Source organism: Sphingomonas sp. Leaf23 (genome assembly GCF_001421585.1).
Classification (GTDB): domain Bacteria; phylum Pseudomonadota; class Alphaproteobacteria; order Sphingomonadales; family Sphingomonadaceae; genus Sphingomonas.
Genome location: NZ_LMKR01000002.1, coordinates 733159 through 752962, shown reverse-complemented (window position 1 = coordinate 752962; position 19804 = coordinate 733159). Strand labels below are relative to the sequence as shown.

23 protein-coding genes are annotated in these 19804 nt (G+C 67.8%); 11 read left to right on the top strand and 12 right to left on the bottom strand.

Annotated elements, in window-relative coordinates; genetic code table 11:
* Positions 1-40 precede the first annotated feature (40 nt).
* From ASE67_RS07325 to ASE67_RS07305, 5 genes are read left to right on the top strand one after another with little or no spacing between them, the layout of a single operon-like run.
* A complete protein-coding gene (locus ASE67_RS07325; protein ID WP_055758532.1) occupies positions 41-919 on the top strand; it encodes a F0F1 ATP synthase subunit gamma in 879 nt (292 codons plus the stop codon).
* A complete protein-coding gene (locus ASE67_RS07320) occupies positions 916-1503 on the top strand; it encodes a hypothetical protein (protein ID WP_055758529.1) in 588 nt (195 codons plus the stop codon). Before ASE67_RS07325 ends, ASE67_RS07320 begins: the two co-directional genes overlap by 4 nt.
* Positions 1503-2975: a F0F1 ATP synthase subunit beta gene (gene atpD, locus ASE67_RS07315; RefSeq protein ID WP_055758526.1), complete on the top strand. Its 1473-nt coding sequence runs from the start codon at positions 1503-1505 to the stop codon at positions 2973-2975. The genes ASE67_RS07320 and atpD overlap by 1 nt, the downstream gene beginning before the upstream one ends.
* Positions 2975-3157 (top strand): hypothetical protein, encoded by a 183-nt coding sequence (locus tag ASE67_RS07310; RefSeq protein WP_055758524.1) that lies wholly within the window; start codon positions 2975-2977, stop codon positions 3155-3157. The genes atpD and ASE67_RS07310 overlap by 1 nt, the downstream gene beginning before the upstream one ends.
* Position 3158: 1 nt before the next feature.
* Complete coding sequence (locus ASE67_RS07305) at positions 3159-3410, top strand: ATP synthase F1 subunit epsilon (RefSeq protein WP_055758521.1); 252 nt, start codon at positions 3159-3161, stop codon at positions 3408-3410.
* 220 nt (positions 3411-3630) lie between these two features.
* Here ASE67_RS07305 and ASE67_RS07300 read toward each other — a convergent pair whose 3' ends face one another.
* Together ASE67_RS07300 and fsa are read right to left on the bottom strand one after the other, a co-directional pair.
* Positions 3631-4512 (bottom strand): tyrosine recombinase XerC, encoded by an 882-nt coding sequence (locus ASE67_RS07300; protein WP_055758518.1) that lies wholly within the window; start codon positions 4510-4512, stop codon positions 3631-3633.
* Between the two features lie 43 nt (positions 4513-4555).
* On the bottom strand, positions 4556-5209 hold the full coding sequence (gene fsa, locus ASE67_RS07295) for a fructose-6-phosphate aldolase (protein ID WP_055758516.1): 654 nt from the start codon (positions 5207-5209) through the stop codon (positions 4556-4558).
* A 122-nt stretch (positions 5210-5331) separates the two neighbouring features.
* Here fsa and ASE67_RS07290 point away from each other — a divergent pair, with 122 nt between their 5' ends.
* Genes ASE67_RS07290 through aguB form a run of 3 tightly spaced genes read left to right on the top strand, consistent with a single transcriptional unit; the run spans position 5332 to position 7501 of the window.
* Entirely contained in the window at positions 5332-6300 is a 969-nt protein-coding gene (locus tag ASE67_RS07290; RefSeq protein ID WP_055758512.1) for an agmatine deiminase family protein, read from the top strand.
* Positions 6297-6647: a DUF3147 family protein gene (locus ASE67_RS07285; protein ID WP_055758509.1), complete on the top strand. Its 351-nt coding sequence runs from the start codon at positions 6297-6299 to the stop codon at positions 6645-6647. Before ASE67_RS07290 ends, ASE67_RS07285 begins: the two co-directional genes overlap by 4 nt.
* Positions 6648-6655: 8 nt before the next feature.
* Complete coding sequence (gene aguB, locus ASE67_RS07280; protein ID WP_055758506.1) at positions 6656-7501, top strand: N-carbamoylputrescine amidase; 846 nt, start codon at positions 6656-6658, stop codon at positions 7499-7501.
* Between the two features lie 44 nt (positions 7502-7545).
* Here the strand turns inward: aguB and ASE67_RS07275 are convergent, their stop codons facing one another.
* Genes ASE67_RS07275 through ASE67_RS18145 form a run of 5 tightly spaced genes read right to left on the bottom strand, consistent with a single transcriptional unit; the run spans position 7546 to position 11031 of the window.
* Positions 7546-8319 carry a crotonase/enoyl-CoA hydratase family protein gene (locus ASE67_RS07275; RefSeq protein ID WP_055758504.1) on the bottom strand — a complete coding sequence of 258 codons (774 nt, stop codon included), beginning with the start codon at positions 8317-8319 and terminating at the stop codon, positions 7546-7548.
* A gap of 31 nt (positions 8320-8350) precedes the next feature.
* Positions 8351-9001, bottom strand: a complete 651-nt coding sequence (locus tag ASE67_RS07270) for a winged helix-turn-helix domain-containing protein (protein ID WP_055758502.1) — start codon at positions 8999-9001, stop codon at positions 8351-8353.
* Between the two features lie 32 nt (positions 9002-9033).
* Entirely contained in the window at positions 9034-9942 is a 909-nt protein-coding gene (locus tag ASE67_RS07265) for a hypothetical protein (protein WP_055758497.1), read from the bottom strand.
* A complete protein-coding gene (locus ASE67_RS07260) occupies positions 9930-10874 on the bottom strand; it encodes a hypothetical protein (protein WP_055758495.1) in 945 nt (314 codons plus the stop codon). Before ASE67_RS07260 ends, ASE67_RS07265 begins: the two co-directional genes overlap by 13 nt.
* A 1-nt stretch (position 10875) precedes the next feature.
* On the bottom strand, positions 10876-11031 hold the full coding sequence (locus tag ASE67_RS18145) for a hypothetical protein (protein ID WP_156347617.1): 156 nt from the start codon (positions 11029-11031) through the stop codon (positions 10876-10878).
* 136 nt (positions 11032-11167) lie between these two features.
* Between ASE67_RS18145 and ASE67_RS07255 the strand changes: the two genes are divergently transcribed.
* From ASE67_RS07255 to ASE67_RS07245, 3 genes are all read left to right on the top strand, one after another.
* A complete protein-coding gene (locus ASE67_RS07255; RefSeq protein ID WP_055759295.1) occupies positions 11168-11611 on the top strand; it encodes a PaaI family thioesterase in 444 nt (147 codons plus the stop codon).
* Positions 11608-11985: a PaaI family thioesterase gene (locus tag ASE67_RS07250; RefSeq protein ID WP_055758492.1), complete on the top strand. Its 378-nt coding sequence runs from the start codon at positions 11608-11610 to the stop codon at positions 11983-11985. The genes ASE67_RS07255 and ASE67_RS07250 overlap by 4 nt, the downstream gene beginning before the upstream one ends.
* Positions 11986-12087: 102 nt before the next feature.
* Entirely contained in the window at positions 12088-14898 is a 2811-nt protein-coding gene (locus ASE67_RS07245; RefSeq protein WP_055758489.1) for a hypothetical protein, read from the top strand.
* Between the two features lie 161 nt (positions 14899-15059).
* Here ASE67_RS07245 and ASE67_RS07240 read toward each other — a convergent pair whose 3' ends face one another.
* The 5 genes from ASE67_RS07240 to ASE67_RS07220 all read right to left on the bottom strand — a co-directional run bounded on the left by ASE67_RS07240 (position 15060) and on the right by ASE67_RS07220 (position 19802).
* The gene (locus ASE67_RS07240; RefSeq protein WP_082456996.1) at positions 15060-16046 is read right to left on the bottom strand and encodes a flagellar motor protein MotB; all 987 of its coding nucleotides are present in this window, start codon (positions 16044-16046) and stop codon (positions 15060-15062) included.
* A 3-nt stretch (positions 16047-16049) separates the two neighbouring features.
* Positions 16050-16913, bottom strand: coding sequence for a flagellar motor stator protein MotA (gene motA / locus ASE67_RS07235; protein ID WP_055758486.1), 864 nt, complete (start codon positions 16911-16913; stop codon positions 16050-16052).
* Between the two features lie 131 nt (positions 16914-17044).
* Positions 17045-18106 carry a flagellin N-terminal helical domain-containing protein gene (locus tag ASE67_RS07230; RefSeq protein ID WP_162236335.1) on the bottom strand — a complete coding sequence of 354 codons (1062 nt, stop codon included), beginning with the start codon at positions 18104-18106 and terminating at the stop codon, positions 17045-17047.
* An 8-nt stretch (positions 18107-18114) separates the two neighbouring features.
* Positions 18115-19452, bottom strand: a complete 1338-nt coding sequence (gene flgK, locus ASE67_RS07225; RefSeq protein WP_055758481.1) for a flagellar hook-associated protein FlgK — start codon at positions 19450-19452, stop codon at positions 18115-18117.
* Positions 19449-19802 carry a rod-binding protein gene (locus ASE67_RS07220; protein WP_055759292.1) on the bottom strand — a complete coding sequence of 118 codons (354 nt, stop codon included), beginning with the start codon at positions 19800-19802 and terminating at the stop codon, positions 19449-19451. Before ASE67_RS07220 ends, flgK begins: the two co-directional genes overlap by 4 nt.
* Positions 19803-19804: the final 2 nt, after the last annotated feature.

The following is a 19804-nucleotide window of genomic DNA, read 5'->3' as shown; positions in this document are numbered from 1 at the left end:
CCTTTTCCCGCTTGTCGGGAACAGGGAGTAGGGAAGACAGATGGCAAGCCTCAAGGCCCTGAAACTGCGCATCGGCTCGGTGAAGTCGACGCAGAAGATCACCAAGGCGATGAAGATGGTCGCCGCCGCCAAGCTGCGCCGTGCGCAGGAGGCGGCCGAGGCCGGTCGCCCCTATGCCCAGCGGGTCGAGCAGGTCGTCGCCAGCCTGGCGAGCACTGCGCAGATCACCGAGGGCAGCTCGCCGCTGCTCGCCGGCACCGGTCGCGACCAGGTGCATTTGTTCGTCGTCGCAACGTCGGACAAGGGGCTGGCCGGCGCGTTCAATTCGAACATCGCCCGCCTCGCCCGCCGTCGCGCGCTCGAGATGCAGGCCGAGGGCAAGACCGTCAAGTTCCTGACGATCGGTCGCAAGGGCCGCGCCGTGCTGGCGCGCCAGTTCCGCGAGGGCTTCGTCCATGCGGTCGAGCCGGGTGACCTCGGCAAGCTGACCTTTGCAGATGCGAAGGGCTATGCCGACGACCTGATCCGCCGCTACGAAGCGGGCGAGTTCGACGTCGCACACCTGTTCTATGCCACGTTCAAGACGGTGCTGACGCAGGAGCCGACCGAACAGCAGCTGATCCCAGTCAAGATTCCCGACGCGACCAAGGTCCCGGCGGCCGACGCCGTGGTGGAATATGAGCCGAGCGAGGAAGCAATCCTCGACAGCCTGTTGCCGACCAACATCGCCGTGCAGATCTATCGCGCGATGAAGGAAAACGCGGCGTCGGAGCAGGGCTCGAAGATGACGGCGATGGACAATGCCACGCGCAACGCCGGCGACCTCATCAACCGCCTGACCATCGAATATAACCGCACCCGCCAGGCCGCGATCACGACCGAGCTGGTCGAGATCATCTCGGGCGCCGAAGCGCTGTGATCCGTGTCGCCGTCCTGCTGGCGCTCGTCGCCACGCTGGCCGGCTGCGGTCAGCCTGCCGCCGACAAGGCAGCGGAGCAGCCGCACGCGACGCCGACGCCGTTCGTCACCGGCGGCTGGGCCACCGTGCTGGGTGATGCGCCGCGCACGATCGAGCTGCTGAACGGCATGGGCTTTCGCCTGTCGGCCTATGCGCCGAAGGGCGGCGCATTCGTGACGACGGCACAGCCGACGCCGATGGGCGACCCGTCGGTCAAGCCGGTCAACACTGCCAATCTGAGCGTGACCGGCGATGCCCAGCGGATTGGCGAGCTGCGCTTCACGCTCGACATCGTGAATCTCGACGCCAGCCCGTTTGCGAAGGACCAGTTCATCCGCTGGGTGAACCGGCCGCTGGCATCGATGGCGCTGCCGGGGCAGGATGCCGTCGAAAAGGCGATCCGCACCGAAAGCCCCGCATCGGGTACCCTGCCCGGCGCGGACTACAAGATTACCCGTGAACCGATCGACGGCGGACGTCGCCTGATCGTGACCTTTACCCGTCCCGCGCCACAGGCCGGGGACAGCCACCCGAGGAACCCGTAATGGCAACCGCCGCAGACACCTACGCCCCGCAGGGCAGCACCAACAATACCGGCCGCATCAGCCAGGTGATCGGCGCGGTCGTCGACGTGACGTTCGACGGCGAACTGCCGGCCATCCTGTCGGCACTGGAAACCGACAATAACGGCAACCGGCTGGTCCTCGAAGTCGCGCAGCATCTGGGCGAGAGCACCGTCCGCACGATCGCGATGGACGCGACCGAGGGTCTGACCCGTGGCCAGGCGGTGCGCGACACCGGATCGCAGATCCGCGTGCCGGTCGGCCCCAAGACGCTCGGCCGCATCCTGAACGTCGTCGGCGAGCCGATCGACGAGCGTGGCCCCGTCGGCGCGGAAACCACCGCCCCGATCCATGCCAAGGCACCGGAATTCGTCGACCAGTCGACCGAGAGCGCGATCCTGGTCACCGGCATCAAGGTCATCGACCTGCTCGCGCCCTACGCCAAGGGCGGCAAGATCGGCCTGTTCGGCGGCGCCGGCGTCGGCAAGACGGTGCTGATTCAGGAACTGATCAACAACATCGCGAAGGGCCATGGCGGCACGTCGGTGTTCGCGGGCGTCGGTGAGCGGACCCGTGAAGGCAACGACCTGTACCACGAGTTCCTCGACGCGGGCGTCATCGCCAAGGATGCCGAGGGCAATCCGACGAGCGAAGGGTCGAAGGTCGCGCTGGTATACGGCCAGATGAACGAGCCGCCGGGCGCCCGTGCGCGCGTCGCGCTGTCGGGCCTGACGATCGCCGAATATTTCCGCGACGTCGAAGGGCAGGACGTGCTGTTCTTCGTCGACAATATCTTCCGCTTCACCCAGGCGGGTTCGGAAGTGTCGGCGCTGCTCGGCCGCATTCCGTCGGCGGTGGGCTATCAGCCCACCCTATCGACCGACATGGGCGCGCTGCAGGAGCGCATCACGTCGACCAACAAGGGCTCGATCACCTCGGTGCAGGCGATCTACGTTCCTGCCGACGATTTGACCGATCCGGCACCGGCGACCTCGTTTGCCCACCTCGACGCGACGACCGTGCTTAACCGCGCGATCTCCGAACTCGGCATCTATCCGGCGGTCGATCCGCTCGATTCGACCAGCCGCGTTCTGGAGCCGCGCACGGTCGGCCAGGAGCATTACGACACGGCACGCGCCGTGCAGTCGCTGCTCCAGCGCTACAAGTCGCTGCAGGACATCATCGCCATCCTCGGCATGGACGAGCTGAGCGAAGAGGATAAGGTCACGGTCGCCCGCGCCCGCAAGATCCAGAAGTTCCTCAGCCAGCCGTTCCACGTCGCCGAGGTCTTCACCGGCATCAGCGGCAAGTTCGTCGCGCTGGAAGACACGGTGAAGTCGTTCAAGGCGGTCGTCGAAGGCGAATACGATCACCTGCCGGAATCGGCCTTCTACATGGTCGGCGGCATCGACGAAGTCGTCGCCAAGGCGCAGAAGATGGCGCAGGACGCCTGATGACGGCGCTGCGCCGCGAAGATGCCGTGAACGACGTCTGTCCCTGGTCGGCCAAGCCGATCAGCGACGACGCCCTGACGGTGTATCGCGGCGCGGTGGTCGGCTTCTGCAATCCCGGCTGCCGGGACAAGTTCGATGCGGCCACCGCCGCGTTCGATCGCGCGATTGAAACGAGACCCTGACATGCTGCACTTCGAACTCGTGACCCCCGAAAAGCTGGTGCGCTCGGAATCGGTCTATATGGTCACCGTGCCGGGCACCGAAGGCGACTTCGGCGTGCTGGAGGGCCATGCCCCGTTCATGTCGACGATCCGCGACGGCGACGTCCTGATCGAGCGCACCGAAAAGGGCGAGGCCGAGCGCATCGCAATCCGCGGCGGCTTTGCCGAGGTGACCGCCAAGGGGCTGACGATCCTTGCCGAGCAGGCTGGGTAACGGCTTTCCGGTATCGGTTTAAGGCGAACGCCGCGTCGGACTGAGGTTCGGCGCGGCGTTCGTGTCTTGGGGCGACGTCGAGGGACGCACCCTGCCATCCCCCTCGTCACCCCGGGCTTGACCCGGGGTCCCGCTTGCTTGCCGCGATCGAAGAAGAAGCGGGACCCCGGATCAAGTCCGGGGTGACGGTGTGGGCAAGCGGTATCTTGCCCGGCCGCCCCTACCCCCGCGGATGCGCATTCCGATAGACGTCGAGCAGATGCGCGGCATCGACCGCCGTGTAGATTTGCGTCGACGACAGGCTGGCATGGCCCAGCAACGCCTGCAGCGAGCGCAAATCTGCCCCCCGCCCCAGCAGATGCGTCGCGAAGCTGTGCCGCAGCGCGTGCGGGCTGGTGCGATCGCCAAGGCCGAGCGCGACGCGGGCCGTGCGCACCGCCTTGCGCACCACCCCGGCGTCGAGCGGCCCGCCCTTCGCCCCGCGGAACAGCGGTGCATCGCGCGCGGTGCCCCAAGGCTGCTGCGCGACATAGGCCTCGACCGCCGCACGCACCGGCGGCAGGAGAGGCACCATCCGCGTCTTGTCGCGCTTGCCGATGACGACCAGCGTCTCGCCCAGCGGCAGGATACGACCGGTCAGTGACAGCGCTTCGCCGATGCGCAGCCCTGCGCCGTAGAGCAGCAGCAGGACTGCCCAGTCGCGCGCGCCGATCCACGGCTCGGCGGCGGCATCGGCGACTTCCCCGGCCAGTGCGACGGCCTCGTCGGGGGAGATCGGGCGGGGGACGCTTTTCGCGACGCGGGGGCCGCGCAGCGGCGGTGCTTCGCCTCCGGTGAAGGCAATGAACGCGCGCACCGCCGACAATTCGCGGGCGGCGGCGGCATTGCCCAGCCCCTGTTCGCGGCGATGGGCGAGGAAGGCGCGCAGGTCGGCGGCGGTGATGCGGTGGAGCATGGGCGCATCGACCGCACCGCCCCAATGGCCCTGCAGGAATGCAATCAGCCGCTCGGCGGTCGCGGCATAGGCCCGGACGGTATGCACCGACCGGCGGCGATCGCGGGACAGGTGGGTGGCGAAAGCCAGCGGCAGCGGCTGCGTCATGGTAGCCTGATAGCGCCATGCAGCAGCCGCTGTCGAACCCGGATCAGCCGATCTGCTGGCCCGACTTGGCCCAGTCGGCCATGAAGCCTTCGATGCCCTTGTCGGTCAGTGGATGCTTGACCAGCGCGCGGATGACCGACGGCGGTGCGGTCATCACGTCGGCGCCGAGCTTGGCCGATTCGAGGACGTGGATCGGATGACGGACGCTGGCGACGAGGATTTCGGTGCCGAAATCGTAATTGTCATAGATCAGGCGGATATCGCTGATCAGGCCCATGCCGTCGAAGCCGATATCGTCGTGGCGGCCGACGAAGGGCGAGACGAAGGTCGCGCCGGCCTTTGCCGCCAGCAGCGCCTGGTTCGCCGAAAAGCACAGCGTCACGTTGACCATGGTGCCATCGTCGCTCAACGCCTTGCAGGTCTTCAGGCCGTCGATCGTCAGCGGCACCTTCACCGCGACGTTATCGGCGATTTTGCGCAGGATTTCGGCCTCGCGCATCATGCCTGCGTGGTCGAGCGCGACCACTTCGGCCGACACCGGGCCATCGGTGATCGAGCAGATTTCGGCGACCACTTCGAGGAAGTCGCGGCCCGACTTGTGGATCAGCGACGGGTTGGTGGTGACGCCATCCAGCAGGCCGGTATCGGCCAGTTCGCGGATGTCGTTGGTATCGGCGGTGTCGACGAAGAATTTCATGGGACTCGGGTTCCTGGCGGATGGAGGCACTGGCCGCCCCATCGCGCATCGCCGCCGCCGGGGCAAGGTTTGCGGGGCGCGGCCCCTTTTCCTCCCGCCCGCGATCCACTATTTCCGCGCGCATGAACGCGCCGAAACCCGAATGGGCCCCCCACGCCGCCGTATGGATCGGCTATCCCAGCCACGCCGAACTGTGGCAGGAGGACCTCGACCCCGCCCGCGACGAGGTGGTCGCCTTTGCCCGCGCGGTCCATGCCGGCGGCCGGGGCGAAACGGTCCTGCTGGTCGCCGCCGATATAGAGGCAGCCGACGATGCACGCCGGCGGGCCCCCTTTACCGAAGTGGTGATCGAGCCGTTCGGCGATATCTGGCTGCGCGATACCGGCCCGATCATCGGCGGCGACGGCACCGCGCACCGCTTCCGGTTCAACGGCTGGGGCGGCAAATACGACCTGCCCGGCGACGACGATATCGGCCTGCGGCTGGCACGCGAGCGTGGGATGGCGGTCGCCGACCATGACTGGGTGGTCGAGGGCGGCGCGCTGGACGGCGACGGCACCGGGCTGGTGGTGACGACCGAGCAATGCCTGCTGAACCCCAACCGCAACGACCATTTCTATCGCGATGCTGCCGAGACGCGGCTGCGCGAGGATCTGGGCTATGACCGGGTGCTGTGGCTGGGCGATGGCCTGATCAACGACCATACCGACGGCCATGTCGACAACCTCGCGCGGTTCGTCGGGCCGAACCGGCTGGCGATCCCGCAAGCCGCGGAAAACGACCCCAACTGGCGCATCTATCAGGATGCCGCCGCCCGCGCGACGGCGTTCGGCGTGGAGGTCGTGCTGGTCCCCTCACCCGGTCGCGTGCTGTCGCCGGACGAGGAGATCATTCCGGGCAGCCACATGAACTTCTATATCGGCAATGCCGCCGTGGTCGTGCCGCTCTATGGCACCGGGACCGACGATGCGGCGGTCGCCGCCTTTGCCGAAATCTTTCCGGACCATGAGGTCGTGGGGCTGCGCGCCGACCATATCCTGACCGGCGGCGGCAGCTTCCACTGCATCAGCCAGCAGATTCCGGCGGCTTGATCGCCTTTGCGATCCGCGCCGCGCTGTCCGGGCTGATTGTCGCTGCCGTCGCACTGATTGCCCGGCGCAGCCCGGCGGCGGGGGCCCTGGTCGCGTCGCTGCCGCTCGTGTCGCTGCTCGGCATGATCTGGCTGTGGCGCGATACGGGGGACACGGCGCGGCTGGCGACCCATGCGGAGGCGACCTTCTGGTATGTCCTGCCCTCGCTTCCCATGTTCCTGATCGTGCCCGCGCTGCTGCGCCACGGCATCGGCTTTTGGTGGGCGCTGCTCGCCGGTTGCGGTGTCACGATCCTGCTGTATTGCGCCACTATCCCCGTCGCCGCCCGTTTCGGCGTCACGCTTTAGGACCCGCCATGACCGACATCACCGTTGCCGCGCTCCAGCTCGGCTTCACCGCCGATATCGACCGCAACATCGCCAATGTCTCTCGCCTCGTCCGCGAAGCTGCTGCGAAAGGGGCGCAGGTCGTGCTGCCGCCCGAACTGTTCGAGGGCGAATATTTCTGCCGGGTCGAGGACGAAGGGCTGTTCGCCAATGCGAAGCCGGTGGCCGAGCACAAGGCGGTGCTGGCGATGCAGGAACTGGCGCGCGAACTGAAGATCGCAATTCCCACCAGCTTCTTCGAACTGGATGGGCAGCATCATTACAACAGCCTGGCGATGATCGATCCCGATGGCCGCATCCAGGGCGTGTATCGCAAGAGCCATATCCCCGACGGGCCGGGATACGAGGAAAAATTCTATTTCCGCCCCGGCAATACCGGGTTCAAGGTGTGGGACGGCCCGGCGAAGCTGGGTGTCGGCATCTGCTGGGACCAATGGTATCCCGAAACCGCGCGCGCGCTGATGCTGATGGGCGCGCAGGTCCTGTTCTTCCCGACCGCGATCGGCAGCGAACCGCATGACACCAGCCTCGACACCGCGCGGCTGTGGCGCCGCGCGATGGTCGGCCATGCCGTGTCGAACGTCGTGCCGGTCGTCGCCGCCAACCGCGTCGGCGTGGAGCATGGCCAGACCTTTTACGGCACGTCGTTCATCACCGACGAACGCGGCGATATCGTCGCTGAACTGGACCGTGAGGAAGAGGGCGTCATCACCGCCACCTTCGACCTTGACCGGGTAAAACGCCACCGCGCGGCGTTCGGCTTCTTCCGCGATCGCCGGCCGGAACTGTACGGGCGGTTGGTGCAGGATATCTGAGCCTCCTCGTCACTCCCGCAGGGGCGGGAGTGACGATGGGTGGGTCAGTCCGCGAAGTTCGGCGCCCGCTTCTCCATCCCCGCGCGCACCGCCTCGACCTGATTGGGCATGCCCAGCAGCGCCTGTTGCTCGGCGCTTTCGGCGGCGAGGATCGTGGCGGCATCGGCATCGTCGGCAAGGTTCGCCATCCGCTTGGCGGCGCGGACGGCATCGGGGCTGCGCACTGCGATCGCGCGGGCGAGGACCATCGCCGCGCCATGCGGATCGTCGGCCAATCGCGTGACGAACCCGGCCCGCAGCGCCTCCTGCGCCGTAAATTCGCGCGCGGAGAAGGCGAGTTCGCGAAGCAGGTCACCCCGCACGTCGCGCCACAGCGCAAAGCCCGCCATGTCGGCGACCAGCCCCCATTTCGCCTCCAGGATTGCAAAGCGTGTGTCGGGTGCGGCGATCCGCACATCGGCCCCGGCCATGATCTGCATGCCCCCGCCGAACGCCAGCCCCTGCACCGCGGCGATCACCGGCATCGGCAGCATCCGCCAGCCCCACGCCACCTGCTGCACCCGATTGGCGATCCCGTGGCTGCGCGTTGCGAGGTCGAGGCCTGCCGCGTCACCAGCCATGCTGACCATGTCCAGCCCGGCGCAGAACGCCCGCCCCTCGCCCGACAGCACGACGCAGCGTGCCGACGACGCCCGCAGCCTGTCGATCGCGTCGATCAGCGCGTCGAACATCGCCGGGTCGATCGCGTTCATCTTGTCCCCGCGCGCCAGCCGCACCTCGGCAACGCCATCGACCGTCGAAATCGTCACCCGAGTCATGCGGCACCCTCATCCCGTTTTGTTCCGGGACCTAGCTACCCGGCGCAGGCGACCCGCGCCATGGCGGATCGCCCAGCCGATAACCGCGCCCGCGATCGGTGTGGAGCAGCGGTGGCCCGGCGGCATCGAGCTTGGCGCGCAGCCGCGACATCTGCACCTGCACGACGTTGGTGCCCGGATCGAACGCGCGGTCCCATACCGCCCGCAACAGCGCGTCGCGCGAAATGGTGCTGCCGGCCTGGTCGGCCAGATATTCCAGCACCGCATATTCGCGCGGCAGCAGGTGCAGCGCCACGCCGCCGCGCCACACCCGGCGCGCGGCGCGGTCGATGGTCAGGTCGCCGATGGTCATTACCCCGTCGTGCCGGACCCCGCGTAGTAGCGCGAGCAACCGCGCGACGATCTCGACCGGGTGCGCGCGCTCCAGCACCGCGTCGTCCGCGCCGGCCTCCAGCCCGGCGGCCAGCGCGTCGGCATCCTCGACCAGCAGCATCGCCCGCACCGACCGTTGGCCCGCGCGCACCATGTGCAACCGCCCCGGCGCGCACCCTTCATGCGGTCGCCAGCGCGCCAGGCGCACGGCAGCATGCGGGGCGTCGTGCAGCGGGCGCAACGCGATGCCGCGCCGCTGCGCCGGGGCGACGAGCGTCGGAACGGGATCAAGGGCAACGACGACATGCATCGACGCCACCTTAACCGCCCATCGCCGGCGGGTTACGCCAACCGGGTCCGAACCGGATCGATCTGTTCCAGCAGGCGCCGCGCATGGATCGCCACCCGCCACGACGCATCCCCGGCCGCGCGGTGCAGCGCCCCTGCCGGATCGGGGCCGGAGCGGACCAGCGCGTCGAGCGCGGTGATCCGCATCCGCTCGCACGGGTGGCGCGCGGCAAAGGCTTCGGCAAGGTCGAGCGCATCGGGCAGGTCGGCCCCGACCGCCAGCGTCACCAGCGCCTCGGCCGGGGTCGAGGTCAGCACCTGCGCGATCGTGTTGCCGCGAATGTCGAACCGATACTGGTCGAGCCATGGCTGCGCCGCATCATAGCCCAGGATATTGAGCGACACCGAAAACGCATCGGGCGGCAGCTGGACATGCACGTCGTCGCGCATCCGGTAGAGCAGCACCTTGCCCGGATCGAGCCGCGACCGCCCGACATGGCGCAGCCCCGCCGCCTCGCCCACCACGCCATCGATCGCGGTGACGTCATAGCGATAATCGTCGCTCCAATAGCCCGGCCCATGATAGCCGACCGTCAGGAACGGGAAATTATGGTCGTGCGGCAGGTCGTAGAAAAAGGCGCCACGCCCACCGGCCCGGAGCGCCCGGTCCTGTGCCGCCGGCCAGAAATTGGCGCGCAGCACGAACCGGCCGTCGGGCGGACGCAGCAGCAGCACCTGCGCGCCATAGGCATTGCCATCGACCTGTCCCCGGCACCGCTGGCGAAGTTCGGCCAGTGCCAGCTCGCCCAAAAATGTCCGGTTGCGCCCCAGCCGGGCCAGCGCGGAGCCGAGTGAGGCAAACGCCTCCTCGTCACGCACATCGACCGGTTCGGCGGCGAGCAGGTCGACCAGATCGTCCAGTCCGATCGCATCGCCGTCACCCGGATCGATCAGGCGGGCCATGCCGGCTCCACCCGTTGCTCGACCAGCGGCAGCATCGCCTGCGCGGCGGCGCGGATGTCGGGATGCGGGTCATCGGTCATCCCCTGCAACCGCGGCAGCGCGGCGCGGGCATCGGTGGCCAGCCATTCACGCATCGCGTCCCAGCGGACGAAGAACGCCGGATCGCGCGACAAGCTGTCGAAAACTTCCGCATCCGCCTGCCCCAGTTCGCGCAGCAGCGTCAGCAGCATCGTGCTGCGCGCGGCACCGTCGTCGAGCGTCGCCACGCGGACCAGCGCGCCGCCCACCCGGTCATATTCACGCAGGAACGGCGCGGCACCGGGACGCAGCGTGATCGTGACCGACACGACCGCCGATGCCGGATCGACCAGCAGCATCGCATCGCTGCGCCCGTCCAGCCGCACCACCGCACCATCGCCGAGCGGCTGCACCCCCAGCGGCCGGGCGGGTGCGGCGATGCCGCCATGCCAGTGTTCGTCGATACGGTCGGCACGCCATCGCCACAGCCGGGCCTGCCCCCCGCGCAGATACCGCGTCCACGACACCCGCCCGCCCACGACGACCGTATCGGGCAGCACCCGCGCGGCGGGGGCCAGCGGGTCGATCGCCGCCATCGTCACGCTGGCCACCGGCGTCTCCGCCAGCACCATGCCCGTGCGCAGCAGGTCGCGCTGGCTCTTGAACGGCGGTTCGAACAGCGGATCGTCCCGCAATCGCGCGATCCATGGGGCGAGCATTGCCGCGACCCATCCGGCATCCTCCACCAATGCACGCGCAACGGCCTCTCCCTCGGCCAGCGTCGTCACATCGGCAAAGCGTGCCGTTACCGCCCGAACCGCCGCATCGTCGGCCCACGCGCGCCCGGCGGCCAGCGACCGGACCCGCGCTGCCGCGATCGCATCGCGCAATCGGCCATCGATCGGTGACGGCATCTCAGTTCGGGTACATCTCGTACACCAGCATGGCGACGGCGATGATATATTCGAAGACCTGATCGCCCGACGCCTCCGCCGCGCGGATCGCGCCGGTCGTCGCGACCTGCGTACCCAGTTCGACGATTTCGGCCATCGCGATGGTGACGATCGGCATGTCCTTCTTTCCCCCAAAATACGACGACAGCGCGCCGCACCCGCGACCCTATGGCCCCGCAGCTGCCGCCCCTAGTTACAAGGCTGTTATGATCGCGCGCTTCAATCGGTCGGCGTTCCGCCCTATGACGCTGGCGATGACGTTCCCCGCCCCTTCGCCCGGTTTCGATCCGGCCCGTTTCTTTGCCGCGCGGCTCGATGGCCATGGATCGCGCCTCGGCATCGGGTATCAGGCGCATGGGGCCGACTGGTGCGAATTGCTGCTGCCGTTTCGCGACGACCTGATCGGTGATCCGGCGCGCGGGGTGCTGGCATCGGGGCCGATCGTCACGCTCATGGACATGGCGACCAGCGTCGGGGTGTGGCTGAAGCGCGGCGCGTTCCTGCCGCATGCCACGCTCGACCTGCGGCTCGATTATCTGCGGCCGGCCACGCCGGGGCGGACGGTCGTCGGGCGCGGCGAATGCTACCGCGTCGCGCGGCAGGTCGCGTTCGTGCGCGGCATCGCCCATGACGGCGACCCGCACGATCCGGTCGCGCATGTCGCGGGCACCTTCATGCTGCTGGACGGTGCGGCATGACGGTCTCTCCCTATGCCGAACTGCTCGGCATGACCTTCGACACCGATGCCGACGGCCATCCGTTCGTGACGATGGGCTTTGGCCGCGACGTGCTGGGGCGGCCCGGTTTCGTCCATGGCGGCGCGATCGGCGGGATGCTGGAAATGGCCGCATGGGTCGCGCTGCGCGCCGCGCTGGGCGAGGACGTCACGACGATCAAGCCGATCAACGTCACCATCGATTATATGCGCGGTGGGCGCGAGCGGACGACCTTTGCCGCCGGGAACGTCACCCGGCTGGGCGCGCGGATCGCCAATGTCACCGCCACCGCATGGCAGGACGACCGCGACCGCCCCATCGCCGCCGCCCGGCTGAATTATCTGCTGAAGCGGTAGCGCCCACCCGGATATTTTCGCCGCCCGCGATAGTTGTGCGACATTTGGACCCTATTGCCCCTGTTCCCGCATCGTGGCGGGCAGGGTTTGGAAGGAATGCGCATGGCGCGGTGGACGGTATTGGCACTGGCATTGGGCACCGCGCCCGGCGCATGGGCGGCACAGACCGCTCCCTCCTCTCCGACCCCGACCACCGCCCAGACCCAGACGCCCGAACCCGCCCAGCCCGGATCGGGCGGCGCGGGCGGCACCGACACCGAGAGCGAGGCGGAAGAGATCGTCGTCACCGGCCGCCCGCCCCCCGGATCGGTCCCCGGCGACATCAAGCCGGAATTGCAGCTCTCCCCCCGCGACATCCGCTCCTACGGCGTCAGCTCGGTCGCCGAACTGGTCACCGAACTCGCTCCCCAGCTGCAATCGGTGCGCGGCGGGCAGCCGGTATTCCTGGTCAACGGCCGCCGCTCGGCCGGTTTCCAGGAAATCCGCGACCTGCCGACCGAAGCGATCCTGCGCGTCGATATCCTGCCCGAAGAAGTCGCGCTGAAATACGGCTATCGTTCGGATCAAAAGGTCATCAACTTCGTCCTGCGCCCCCGTTTCCGCAGCTATACCGGCGAGTTGCAGGGCAGCGCGCCGACCGACGGCGGGTCGAGCAATTTCGAGGCCGAGGGCGGGTTGGTCCGCATCGACCAGGACAAGCGGTTCAACCTGAACCTGCAGGCCGAAACCACGTCGAACCTGCTGGAGAGCGAACGCGGGATCATTCCCAACACCACCGGCACGCCGTTCGACCTGACCGGCAATGTAACCTCGACCATCAGCGGCGCAGCGATCGATCCGGCATTGACCGCGCTGGCCGGTACGCCGGTGACGATCGCGGCGGTCCCGGCGGGCACGCCGACGCTGGCCGGCTTCGCAGCGGGGGCGAACACCCCGAACATTACCGACACCACACCGTTCCGCACGCTGTCGGGCGCGGTCGACCGGTTTTCGGCGAACGGCGTCTATGCGCGCAGCATCTTCGGCAATGTCGCGGCGACGGTGACGACGCGGGTCGAACATACCCGTACCGAATCGCTGCTGGGGCTGCCGGGCGTCTCGCTGACGCTGCCGGGCAATACGCCCTTCTCCCCCTTTGCCAGCGACGTGATCGTCCGCCGCTATGCCGACACCGATCCGCTGATGCGCAATGGCGAGACGACGACGGCCAATGCCGCGCTGGCGCTGAACGGCGATATTGGTCGCTGGCGCTGGACGGTGAACGGCAATTACGACCGCACCGAAACCAGCACCCGCACCGAACGCGGCGTCGATATCTCCGATATTCAGAGCGCGGTGACGGCCGGCACATTCAGCCCGTTCAGCGATCTCGGCACGCTGACCCGCACCGCCGACCGCGCGAAATCGGTGTCGAGCGCGGCGGGGCTGAACGCGCTGGTCGCCGGGTCGCCCTTCTCGCTCCCCGCCGGGGAAGCGAACACCAGCATCCGCGTGGCGGCGACGACGACCGACTTCACCAGCGATTCGCTGCGGGCCGGCATCGCCAATTCGACCAGCCTCGGCCGCGACAGCGGATCGATCCGCGCCAATATCGACCTGCCGATCGCCAATGCGGCGCGCGACGTGCTGTCGGCGCTCGGCCGGCTGTCGCTCAACGCCAATGCCGAGGTCGAGCAGCTGTCGGACTTCGGCACGCTCACCACCTATGGCTATGGCATCAACTGGCAGCCGATCACCGCGCTGCGCCTGCTTGCCTCGGTCAGCCATGAAGAAAATGCGCCGACGCAGCAGCAGCTGGGCAATCCGCTCATCACCACGCCGTTCGTGCGGACATTTGATTATGTGCGCGGCACGACCGTCGACGTCACCACCATCGGCGGCGGCAATCCCGATCTGGTGTCGAGCAACAGCCGCGTCATCAAGCTGGGCCTGAACGCGAAACCGTGGAGCGAGCGCGACATATCGTTCCAGTTCGACTATACCGACAGCCGGATCGATAATCCGATCCAGAGTTTCCCTGCCATCACCGCTGACATCCAGGCGGCGTTCCCCGACCGGTTCGTGCGCGATGCCGATGGCGTCCTGCTGCGCGTCGACAATCGCCCGATCAACTTCGCGCGCGCGGACAGCAGCCAGCTGCGCTATGGCATCAACTTTTCGAAACGGGTGACGACCGCGCGGTCGCGCCAGTTCGAGGCATTGCGCCAGGCGCGGATGGACGAGCGCCGTGCCGCGCGTGAAGCGGCCGAGGCCAATGGCGCGCCACCCCCGCCCCCGCCGGGCGATGCCCCGCCGCCCGGTGAAGGTCGCGGCGGTCCCGGTGGCGAAGGGCGGGGCCCAGGCGGTGGACGCGGCTTTGGCGGCCCCGGTGGTCCCGGCGGCGGCTTTGGCGGACGTGGCGGCGGCGGTGGCGGCTTTGGTGGCGGCGGGCGGATCTGGGCCAGCCTCTACCACACGGTCAACCTGACCAACACGATCCTGATCCGGCCGGGCCTGCCCGTGCTCGACCTGCTCAACGGATCGGCGATCAGCGATACCGGCGGCCAGCCGCGCCACCAGCTACAGTTCAACGGCGGCTACACCCGCGACGGCATCGGATCGCGGCTGGTGGTGAACTGGCAGTCGGGGACCGAGGTCGATGGCGGGGCGACGGGTTCCGCCCAGCGGCTGAACTTCGGCAGCCTCGCCACCGTCGGCCTGCGCCTGTTCGCCGATCTGGGGCAGCAGCCGGGGCTGGTGCGCGACAATCGCTGGCTGCGCGGATCGCGGATCAGCATCGGCGTCGACAACCTGTTCAATGCGCGCCAGCGGGTGACCGATGCGAACGGGATCGTGCCGATCAACTATCAACCGGGCTATCTCGACCCCAATGGCCGCACGGTGCGGCTGACGTTCCGGAAGCTGTTTTTTTAAGGGCGGGTCGACATTCAGACCGTACCCCCGCGCAGGCGGGGGTCCAGGGCCAAACAGCACGACTGTGGCGGATTACGCTCCTGGACCCCCGCCTGCGCGGGGGTACGGTCAGGGCGGGCTTCCGGCCCAGCCTTGTTCGAGGAGGGAGGTAGTCGCTCCCCTCAATGCGCCGGCATTTCCCGGCCCGGACGCGGCACGTCGGCGCGGTCGGCGGGGGTACTGTCGACGCTGGCCATGCGCGCGCCGCCAAAGCCCGGCGTCGCCTGATACAGCAGGGTGATCGCGACGCGGCGGTTGCGCGGGTCGTACGGGTCCTTGACGATCATCGGTTCGCGGTCGGCCACGCCCTCGATCCGTTCGAACCGGCGCTCGCCGACCCCGCCCAGCGCGAGGCGACGGCGCGTCGCCTCCGCGCGGCCCGACGACAGCATCCAGTTGTTCATGTCCTGCGGCCGGCCATAGGCGACGGCATCGGTGTGCCCGCGGATCATGATCGTGTTCGGCAGATCGCTGACGGTCTGCGCGATCATGGTCATCAGCTTGGCCGCCTCAGGCGCCAGCGCCGTGGTGCCAAGCGCGAACATCGAATAATCGGCATTGTCGACCAGATCGATCCGCACCCCGTCGCGCGTCGGCACGAACCGGACGTTGCGCGACAGCTTGCGCAGGTCGGCATTGCTCGCAAGCTTGCGCGCCAGGTCGCGCTTGACCTGTTCGAACGCCTTCTTGTCGGCGGCGGTCAGTTCGGCCTTGTTCTTCAACCGGCCCTTGTCGCCCGCCCCTTCCTTGGCACCGCCGCTGGAGTCCGCAGGAATGGTCAGCGAGCGGGTGCCGGTCTGCGCGGCGCGATGCGGGTAATTGTCCTGGTCGACGATCGATTCACCGCCGAACAGCCCGTTCGATCCGGCCGACCCGGCCTTTACCGTGACCAGCGTCGGCGCAAAGAAATCGGCCAGCCCCTTGCGCTGCTTCTCGGTCGTCGCGCCCAGCAGCCACATCAGCAGGAAGAACGCCATCATCGCCGTCACGAAATCGGCATAGGCGACCTTCCACGCACCGCCGTGATGGCCGCCATGGCCCTCGGCGATGATCTTCTTGACGATGATGACGGGGGGCGGCTGGTTATTGCCGTGCGGAGCGCGCGCCATGGATCAGCGCCCGCGCAGGCCGTCGAACACTTCGGCGAACCCCGGCTGGTTGTGATGCGCGATGCCCGAGCGCGCCGCTTCGATGACCAGCGGCTGCGGATGGCCGTGGAGCGAGGCGATGATAATCTGCTTGACCACGTGATAGATCGCGGCGTCGGCGTCGATCACCTGCTGCAACCGGCCGGCCAGCGGCCCGACCAGACCATAAGCAAGCAGAATGCCGAGGAAGGTGCCGACCAGCGCCGACCCGATCATCCCGCCCAGGATCGATGGCGGCTTGTCGATCGATCCCATCGTCTTCACCACGCCCAGCACGGCGGCGACGATGCCCAGTGCCGGCAGCGCGTCGGCCAGGCCCTGCAACGTCGCCTGCGGTCCCTGTTCCTCGTGGTGGTGGGTCTTGATGGCGTTGTCCATGACCTCCTCGACCGCGTGCACGTCCAGCGTGCCCGACGACACGACGATCAGGCGCAGCGTATCGGCGATCAGGTTGACCAGCGTATGGTCCTTCATCAACCGGGGATATTCGTTGAACACCGACGACGATTTCGGGTCCTCGACATGCGGTTCGAGCGCGATCGGCCCTTCGGCGCGCAGCATCTTCATCAGCTTCGACACCAGGAAGATCGCGTCCAGATAATCCTGCTTCTTGTACTTCGGCCCCTTCAGCACCTTCATGAAGCCGCTGCCCATGCCCTTCAGCTCGCGGCCCGAATTGCCGATGATGAGCGCGCCGACGGCGGCCCCACCGATGATGAGCATTTCGTGCGGCAGGGCGTGCAGCACGGGACCGAGCGAACCGCCGGTGAAGGCGAACCCGCCGAACACCATGGCGATAAGGACGACGAAGCCGATGGCCGGAAACATATGGCGCTTGCCCCTGGGTTACGAAATGGCGCCCCGCCGGTCGCGGCGCGTCATGTGATCCCCCTTTTGCGCGACAGACGTCGAGAAATCGTTACCGGCCACCGAATTGGGTCAGGCCGGGTCGCGGGCGATCACTTCAAATAATTGAAAAGCGACAGGTTCGCGAGCTTAGAGATCGTCGCCTGCGTTGCGTTCAGGATGGTCAGCGTCTTCTGGAACTGGACCGTCATCGTCGCGATATCGACGTCCTCCAGCGAGCTGCGCGCTTCTTCGCGGTCGATGCCGACCGATTCGAGCTGGCTCGATTCGATCTCCAGCCGCGCCGCCCGCGCGCCGTTGGCCGCGCGTGCCGACGTGATCTGCGCCTCGGCCGTGTTCAGCTTGCCGAGCGCCGAATTGATTGCCAGCGCATATTTGCTCCGCGCCGCATCCGCATCGAACGGAGTCGCCGGGTCGGTCGTGCCGGTGCCGGTCCCGCCGGTGGTACCACCGGTCGTTCCCCCCGTGGTACCGCCCGTGCCCGTCGCACCGCCGGTCGTCGCCGGGTCGGTCAGCGGCATTTCCATCGCCGCCTTCAGGTCGTCGATCAGCTTGAAGATATCCGTCGTGCCGGTGGCGCCACCGAACACGCGGCTGCCATCGATGCCGACCTGGATCTCGCTCGCATCGCCGATGCGGATGCGTGCGGTCGCGTCGATGTCGACGACGGTCGCCCCGGTCGCGTCGATGCCGGTATATTTGATCGCCCCGTCGGCATCCTTGGCAAAGGCGACGTCGCCCACCCCGCCGAAGATCGCATGGCCGCGCACGTCGCGGGTATTGGCCAGCGCCATCAACCCTTCGCGCAACTGCCCCAGTTCGGTCGCGATCGACACGCGGTCCTTGTCGTTCAGCGTTTCGCTGCCAGCGCGCGTCGCGAGTTCGCGCACGCGCACCAGCCGGTCGTCGACATTGCCAAGCGCGGTATCGGCCTGCGCCAGCAGCCCGCGCGACAAGGTGATGTTGGAGCGAAACGCGGTCGAATCCGCGTCGTCCTTCTTGATCCCGCCCAGCATCATCCACGCGGTCGAATCCTGCGACGCGACGTTCAGCTTCTTCGTCGTCATCTCGGTCTGATACCGGTTGAGATCGGCGTTCAGCCGCGACATCTGCGCAGCGGAGCGGTTGTAGAAGCTGGCGGTGGAAATCTGCATCATACGTCCTATCGGATCGCGAGAATCGTATCGAGCGTCTCGCGCGCGACCTGGATCACGCGGCTCGACGCCTGATAGGCCTGCTGGAACCGCATCAGGTTGACCGCTTCCTGATCCAGGTTGACGCCCGACGACGCATCGCGCGCATCGACGGCGGAATCACGGATCGCGCCCTGTGCGTCGGACACGGTCTTGCGCGCGGCCAGCGCCGACCCGTTGCTCGATTGCAGCGCGACGACCTTGGTTTCGAACGCACCGGTGCGCCGCGCCTCGGCCAGCACGGCCAGGTTGCCGCTGTCGCGCGGCCCCTTGCCGACCGTTGCCGCCGCGATTCTGCTGGGATCGTCGAACAGCCGCGTGACACGGCCGCTCGCATCGATCGCGAACATCGCGTTGCCGGTGCCGGTGTTACCCTTCGCATCCTCGCCAGCGGCGAACGCATCGTTGACGCCGGTGACGAACGAGGTCGCCAGATCGACGACTTGCGCGCGCATCTCGTTGATGCGCTGCGCCCCGTCGATCATGCCCGCCGTCGATCCGCCGCGCGGCGACAGCACGGTTTCCTTGCCATCGCGCATCGCGGCGAACACCGGCAGGTTGCTGGTTTCGTCGCGCCACATGCGCACGGTCGATGCCTTTATACCGTGGACCAGCGGCGGCGTGTCGCCTCCGCCGGCGCGCACCGTCACCCGGCCTACGGGATCGAACTGCACGTCGATGTCGATCAGCTCGCTCATCTCGTCGAGCATGCGGTCGCGCTGGTCGAGCAGCTGCACCTCGCCCACCGATCCGCGCGCCACGCGCGCCAGGCCATCGTTGATCCGGGCCAGCGCGGCGGCGTTGTTGCCGATCTTTTCAGCGGCGTTGACGGCGGTCTGGTCGAGATTGACCGACGCATCGTCCAGCGCCTTGACCGTACCCGAAAACGACTGGGCGACGCTTTCCGCCTCCTCCAGCATCGCCCGGCGCGGCGCGTCCGCCGACGGATCGGCCGACAAGGTAGTCCCTGCGTTGAAGAAGGCGGTCATCCGCGTGGTCAGCGCCCGGCTGCCCAGCGCATCCTCGATCCGGGTCATCCACACGATGCCGCCGTCGCTGCGCGATACGTCGGATGTGGTCTGGCGCACATCGGCCGACCGGAACATGTCGGCGGAACGCGAAATGCCGGCAACGGTCACGCCGCTGCCGGTCAGCTGTACCGACGATCCGACGCCGATCTCGGCCAGCGAGGTCGTGCGGCGGACATAGCCGGTGGTACCGGCATTCGCGATGTTATCCGACGTCGTGGTCAGCGCCGACTGGTACGCCCTGACCCCGCTCGCGCCGATCGACAGCAGGTCGCTCATCCGCTTTTCCCTTCGGAGGAGTTAACGGCAGCTTGCGACGGACTTTGCGTCGAATTGGCGGTATCCGCCTCGTTAACCTTCTGTGCCTTGGCCAGAAACTCGGTCATTGCCTTGCCGATGCCCAGCGGCGTCGTCACCGCCATGCCTTCGGCGACCTTTTGGTCCCACATGTCGCGGAACTGGCCGGCGGCCTTGTTTTCGAACAAGCCGTCCGCCAGCTTCGCCTGGCGCATCGATTTCAGCATCATGCCGGTGAAGACCGCCTCGAACCGTTCGCCCGCGGCCTTCAGGTTCTCCCTGGTGCCGGTGCGGCTGGTATCGACCCCGATGCCGGTCGTCGCGCCGATCATGC

Excerpts from the sequence above, each read along its gene's own strand:
- ASE67_RS07260 (WP_055758495.1), bottom strand. The coding sequence starts at position 10,874 with ATGCCGTCACCGATCGATGGCCGATTGCGCGATGCGATCGCGGCAGCG.
- ASE67_RS07230 (WP_162236335.1), bottom strand. The coding sequence starts at position 18,106 with ATGCAGATTTCCACCGCCAGCTTCTACAACCGCTCCGCTGCGCAGATG.
- motA (WP_055758486.1), bottom strand. The coding sequence starts at position 16,913 with ATGTTTCCGGCCATCGGCTTCGTCGTCCTTATCGCCATGGTGTTCGGC.
- ASE67_RS18145 (WP_156347617.1), bottom strand. The coding sequence starts at position 11,031 with ATGCCGATCGTCACCATCGCGATGGCCGAAATCGTCGAACTGGGTACG.
- ASE67_RS07220 (WP_055759292.1), bottom strand. The coding sequence starts at position 19,802 with ATGATCGGCGCGACGACCGGCATCGGGGTCGATACCAGCCGCACCGGC.
- ASE67_RS07245 (WP_055758489.1), top strand. The coding sequence starts at position 12,088 with ATGGCGCGGTGGACGGTATTGGCACTGGCATTGGGCACCGCGCCCGGC.
- ASE67_RS07275 (WP_055758504.1), bottom strand. The coding sequence starts at position 8,319 with ATGACTCGGGTGACGATTTCGACGGTCGATGGCGTTGCCGAGGTGCGG.
- ASE67_RS07290 (WP_055758512.1), top strand. The coding sequence starts at position 5,332 with ATGAACGCGCCGAAACCCGAATGGGCCCCCCACGCCGCCGTATGGATC.
- ASE67_RS07265 (WP_055758497.1), bottom strand. The coding sequence starts at position 9,942 with ATGGCCCGCCTGATCGATCCGGGTGACGGCGATGCGATCGGACTGGAC.
- ASE67_RS07300 (WP_055758518.1), bottom strand. The coding sequence starts at position 4,512 with ATGACGCAGCCGCTGCCGCTGGCTTTCGCCACCCACCTGTCCCGCGAT.
- fsa (WP_055758516.1), bottom strand. The coding sequence starts at position 5,209 with ATGAAATTCTTCGTCGACACCGCCGATACCAACGACATCCGCGAACTG.
- aguB (WP_055758506.1), top strand. The coding sequence starts at position 6,656 with ATGACCGACATCACCGTTGCCGCGCTCCAGCTCGGCTTCACCGCCGAT.
- ASE67_RS07250 (WP_055758492.1), top strand. The coding sequence starts at position 11,608 with ATGACGGTCTCTCCCTATGCCGAACTGCTCGGCATGACCTTCGACACC.
- flgK (WP_055758481.1), bottom strand. The coding sequence starts at position 19,452 with ATGAGCGACCTGCTGTCGATCGGCGCGAGCGGGGTCAGGGCGTACCAG.
- ASE67_RS07270 (WP_055758502.1), bottom strand. The coding sequence starts at position 9,001 with ATGCATGTCGTCGTTGCCCTTGATCCCGTTCCGACGCTCGTCGCCCCG.
- ASE67_RS07310 (WP_055758524.1), top strand. The coding sequence starts at position 2,975 with ATGACGGCGCTGCGCCGCGAAGATGCCGTGAACGACGTCTGTCCCTGG.
- ASE67_RS07325 (WP_055758532.1), top strand. The coding sequence starts at position 41 with ATGGCAAGCCTCAAGGCCCTGAAACTGCGCATCGGCTCGGTGAAGTCG.
- ASE67_RS07255 (WP_055759295.1), top strand. The coding sequence starts at position 11,168 with ATGACGTTCCCCGCCCCTTCGCCCGGTTTCGATCCGGCCCGTTTCTTT.
- ASE67_RS07305 (WP_055758521.1), top strand. The coding sequence starts at position 3,159 with ATGCTGCACTTCGAACTCGTGACCCCCGAAAAGCTGGTGCGCTCGGAA.
- atpD (WP_055758526.1), top strand. The coding sequence starts at position 1,503 with ATGGCAACCGCCGCAGACACCTACGCCCCGCAGGGCAGCACCAACAAT.
- ASE67_RS07240 (WP_082456996.1), bottom strand. The coding sequence starts at position 16,046 with ATGGCGCGCGCTCCGCACGGCAATAACCAGCCGCCCCCCGTCATCATC.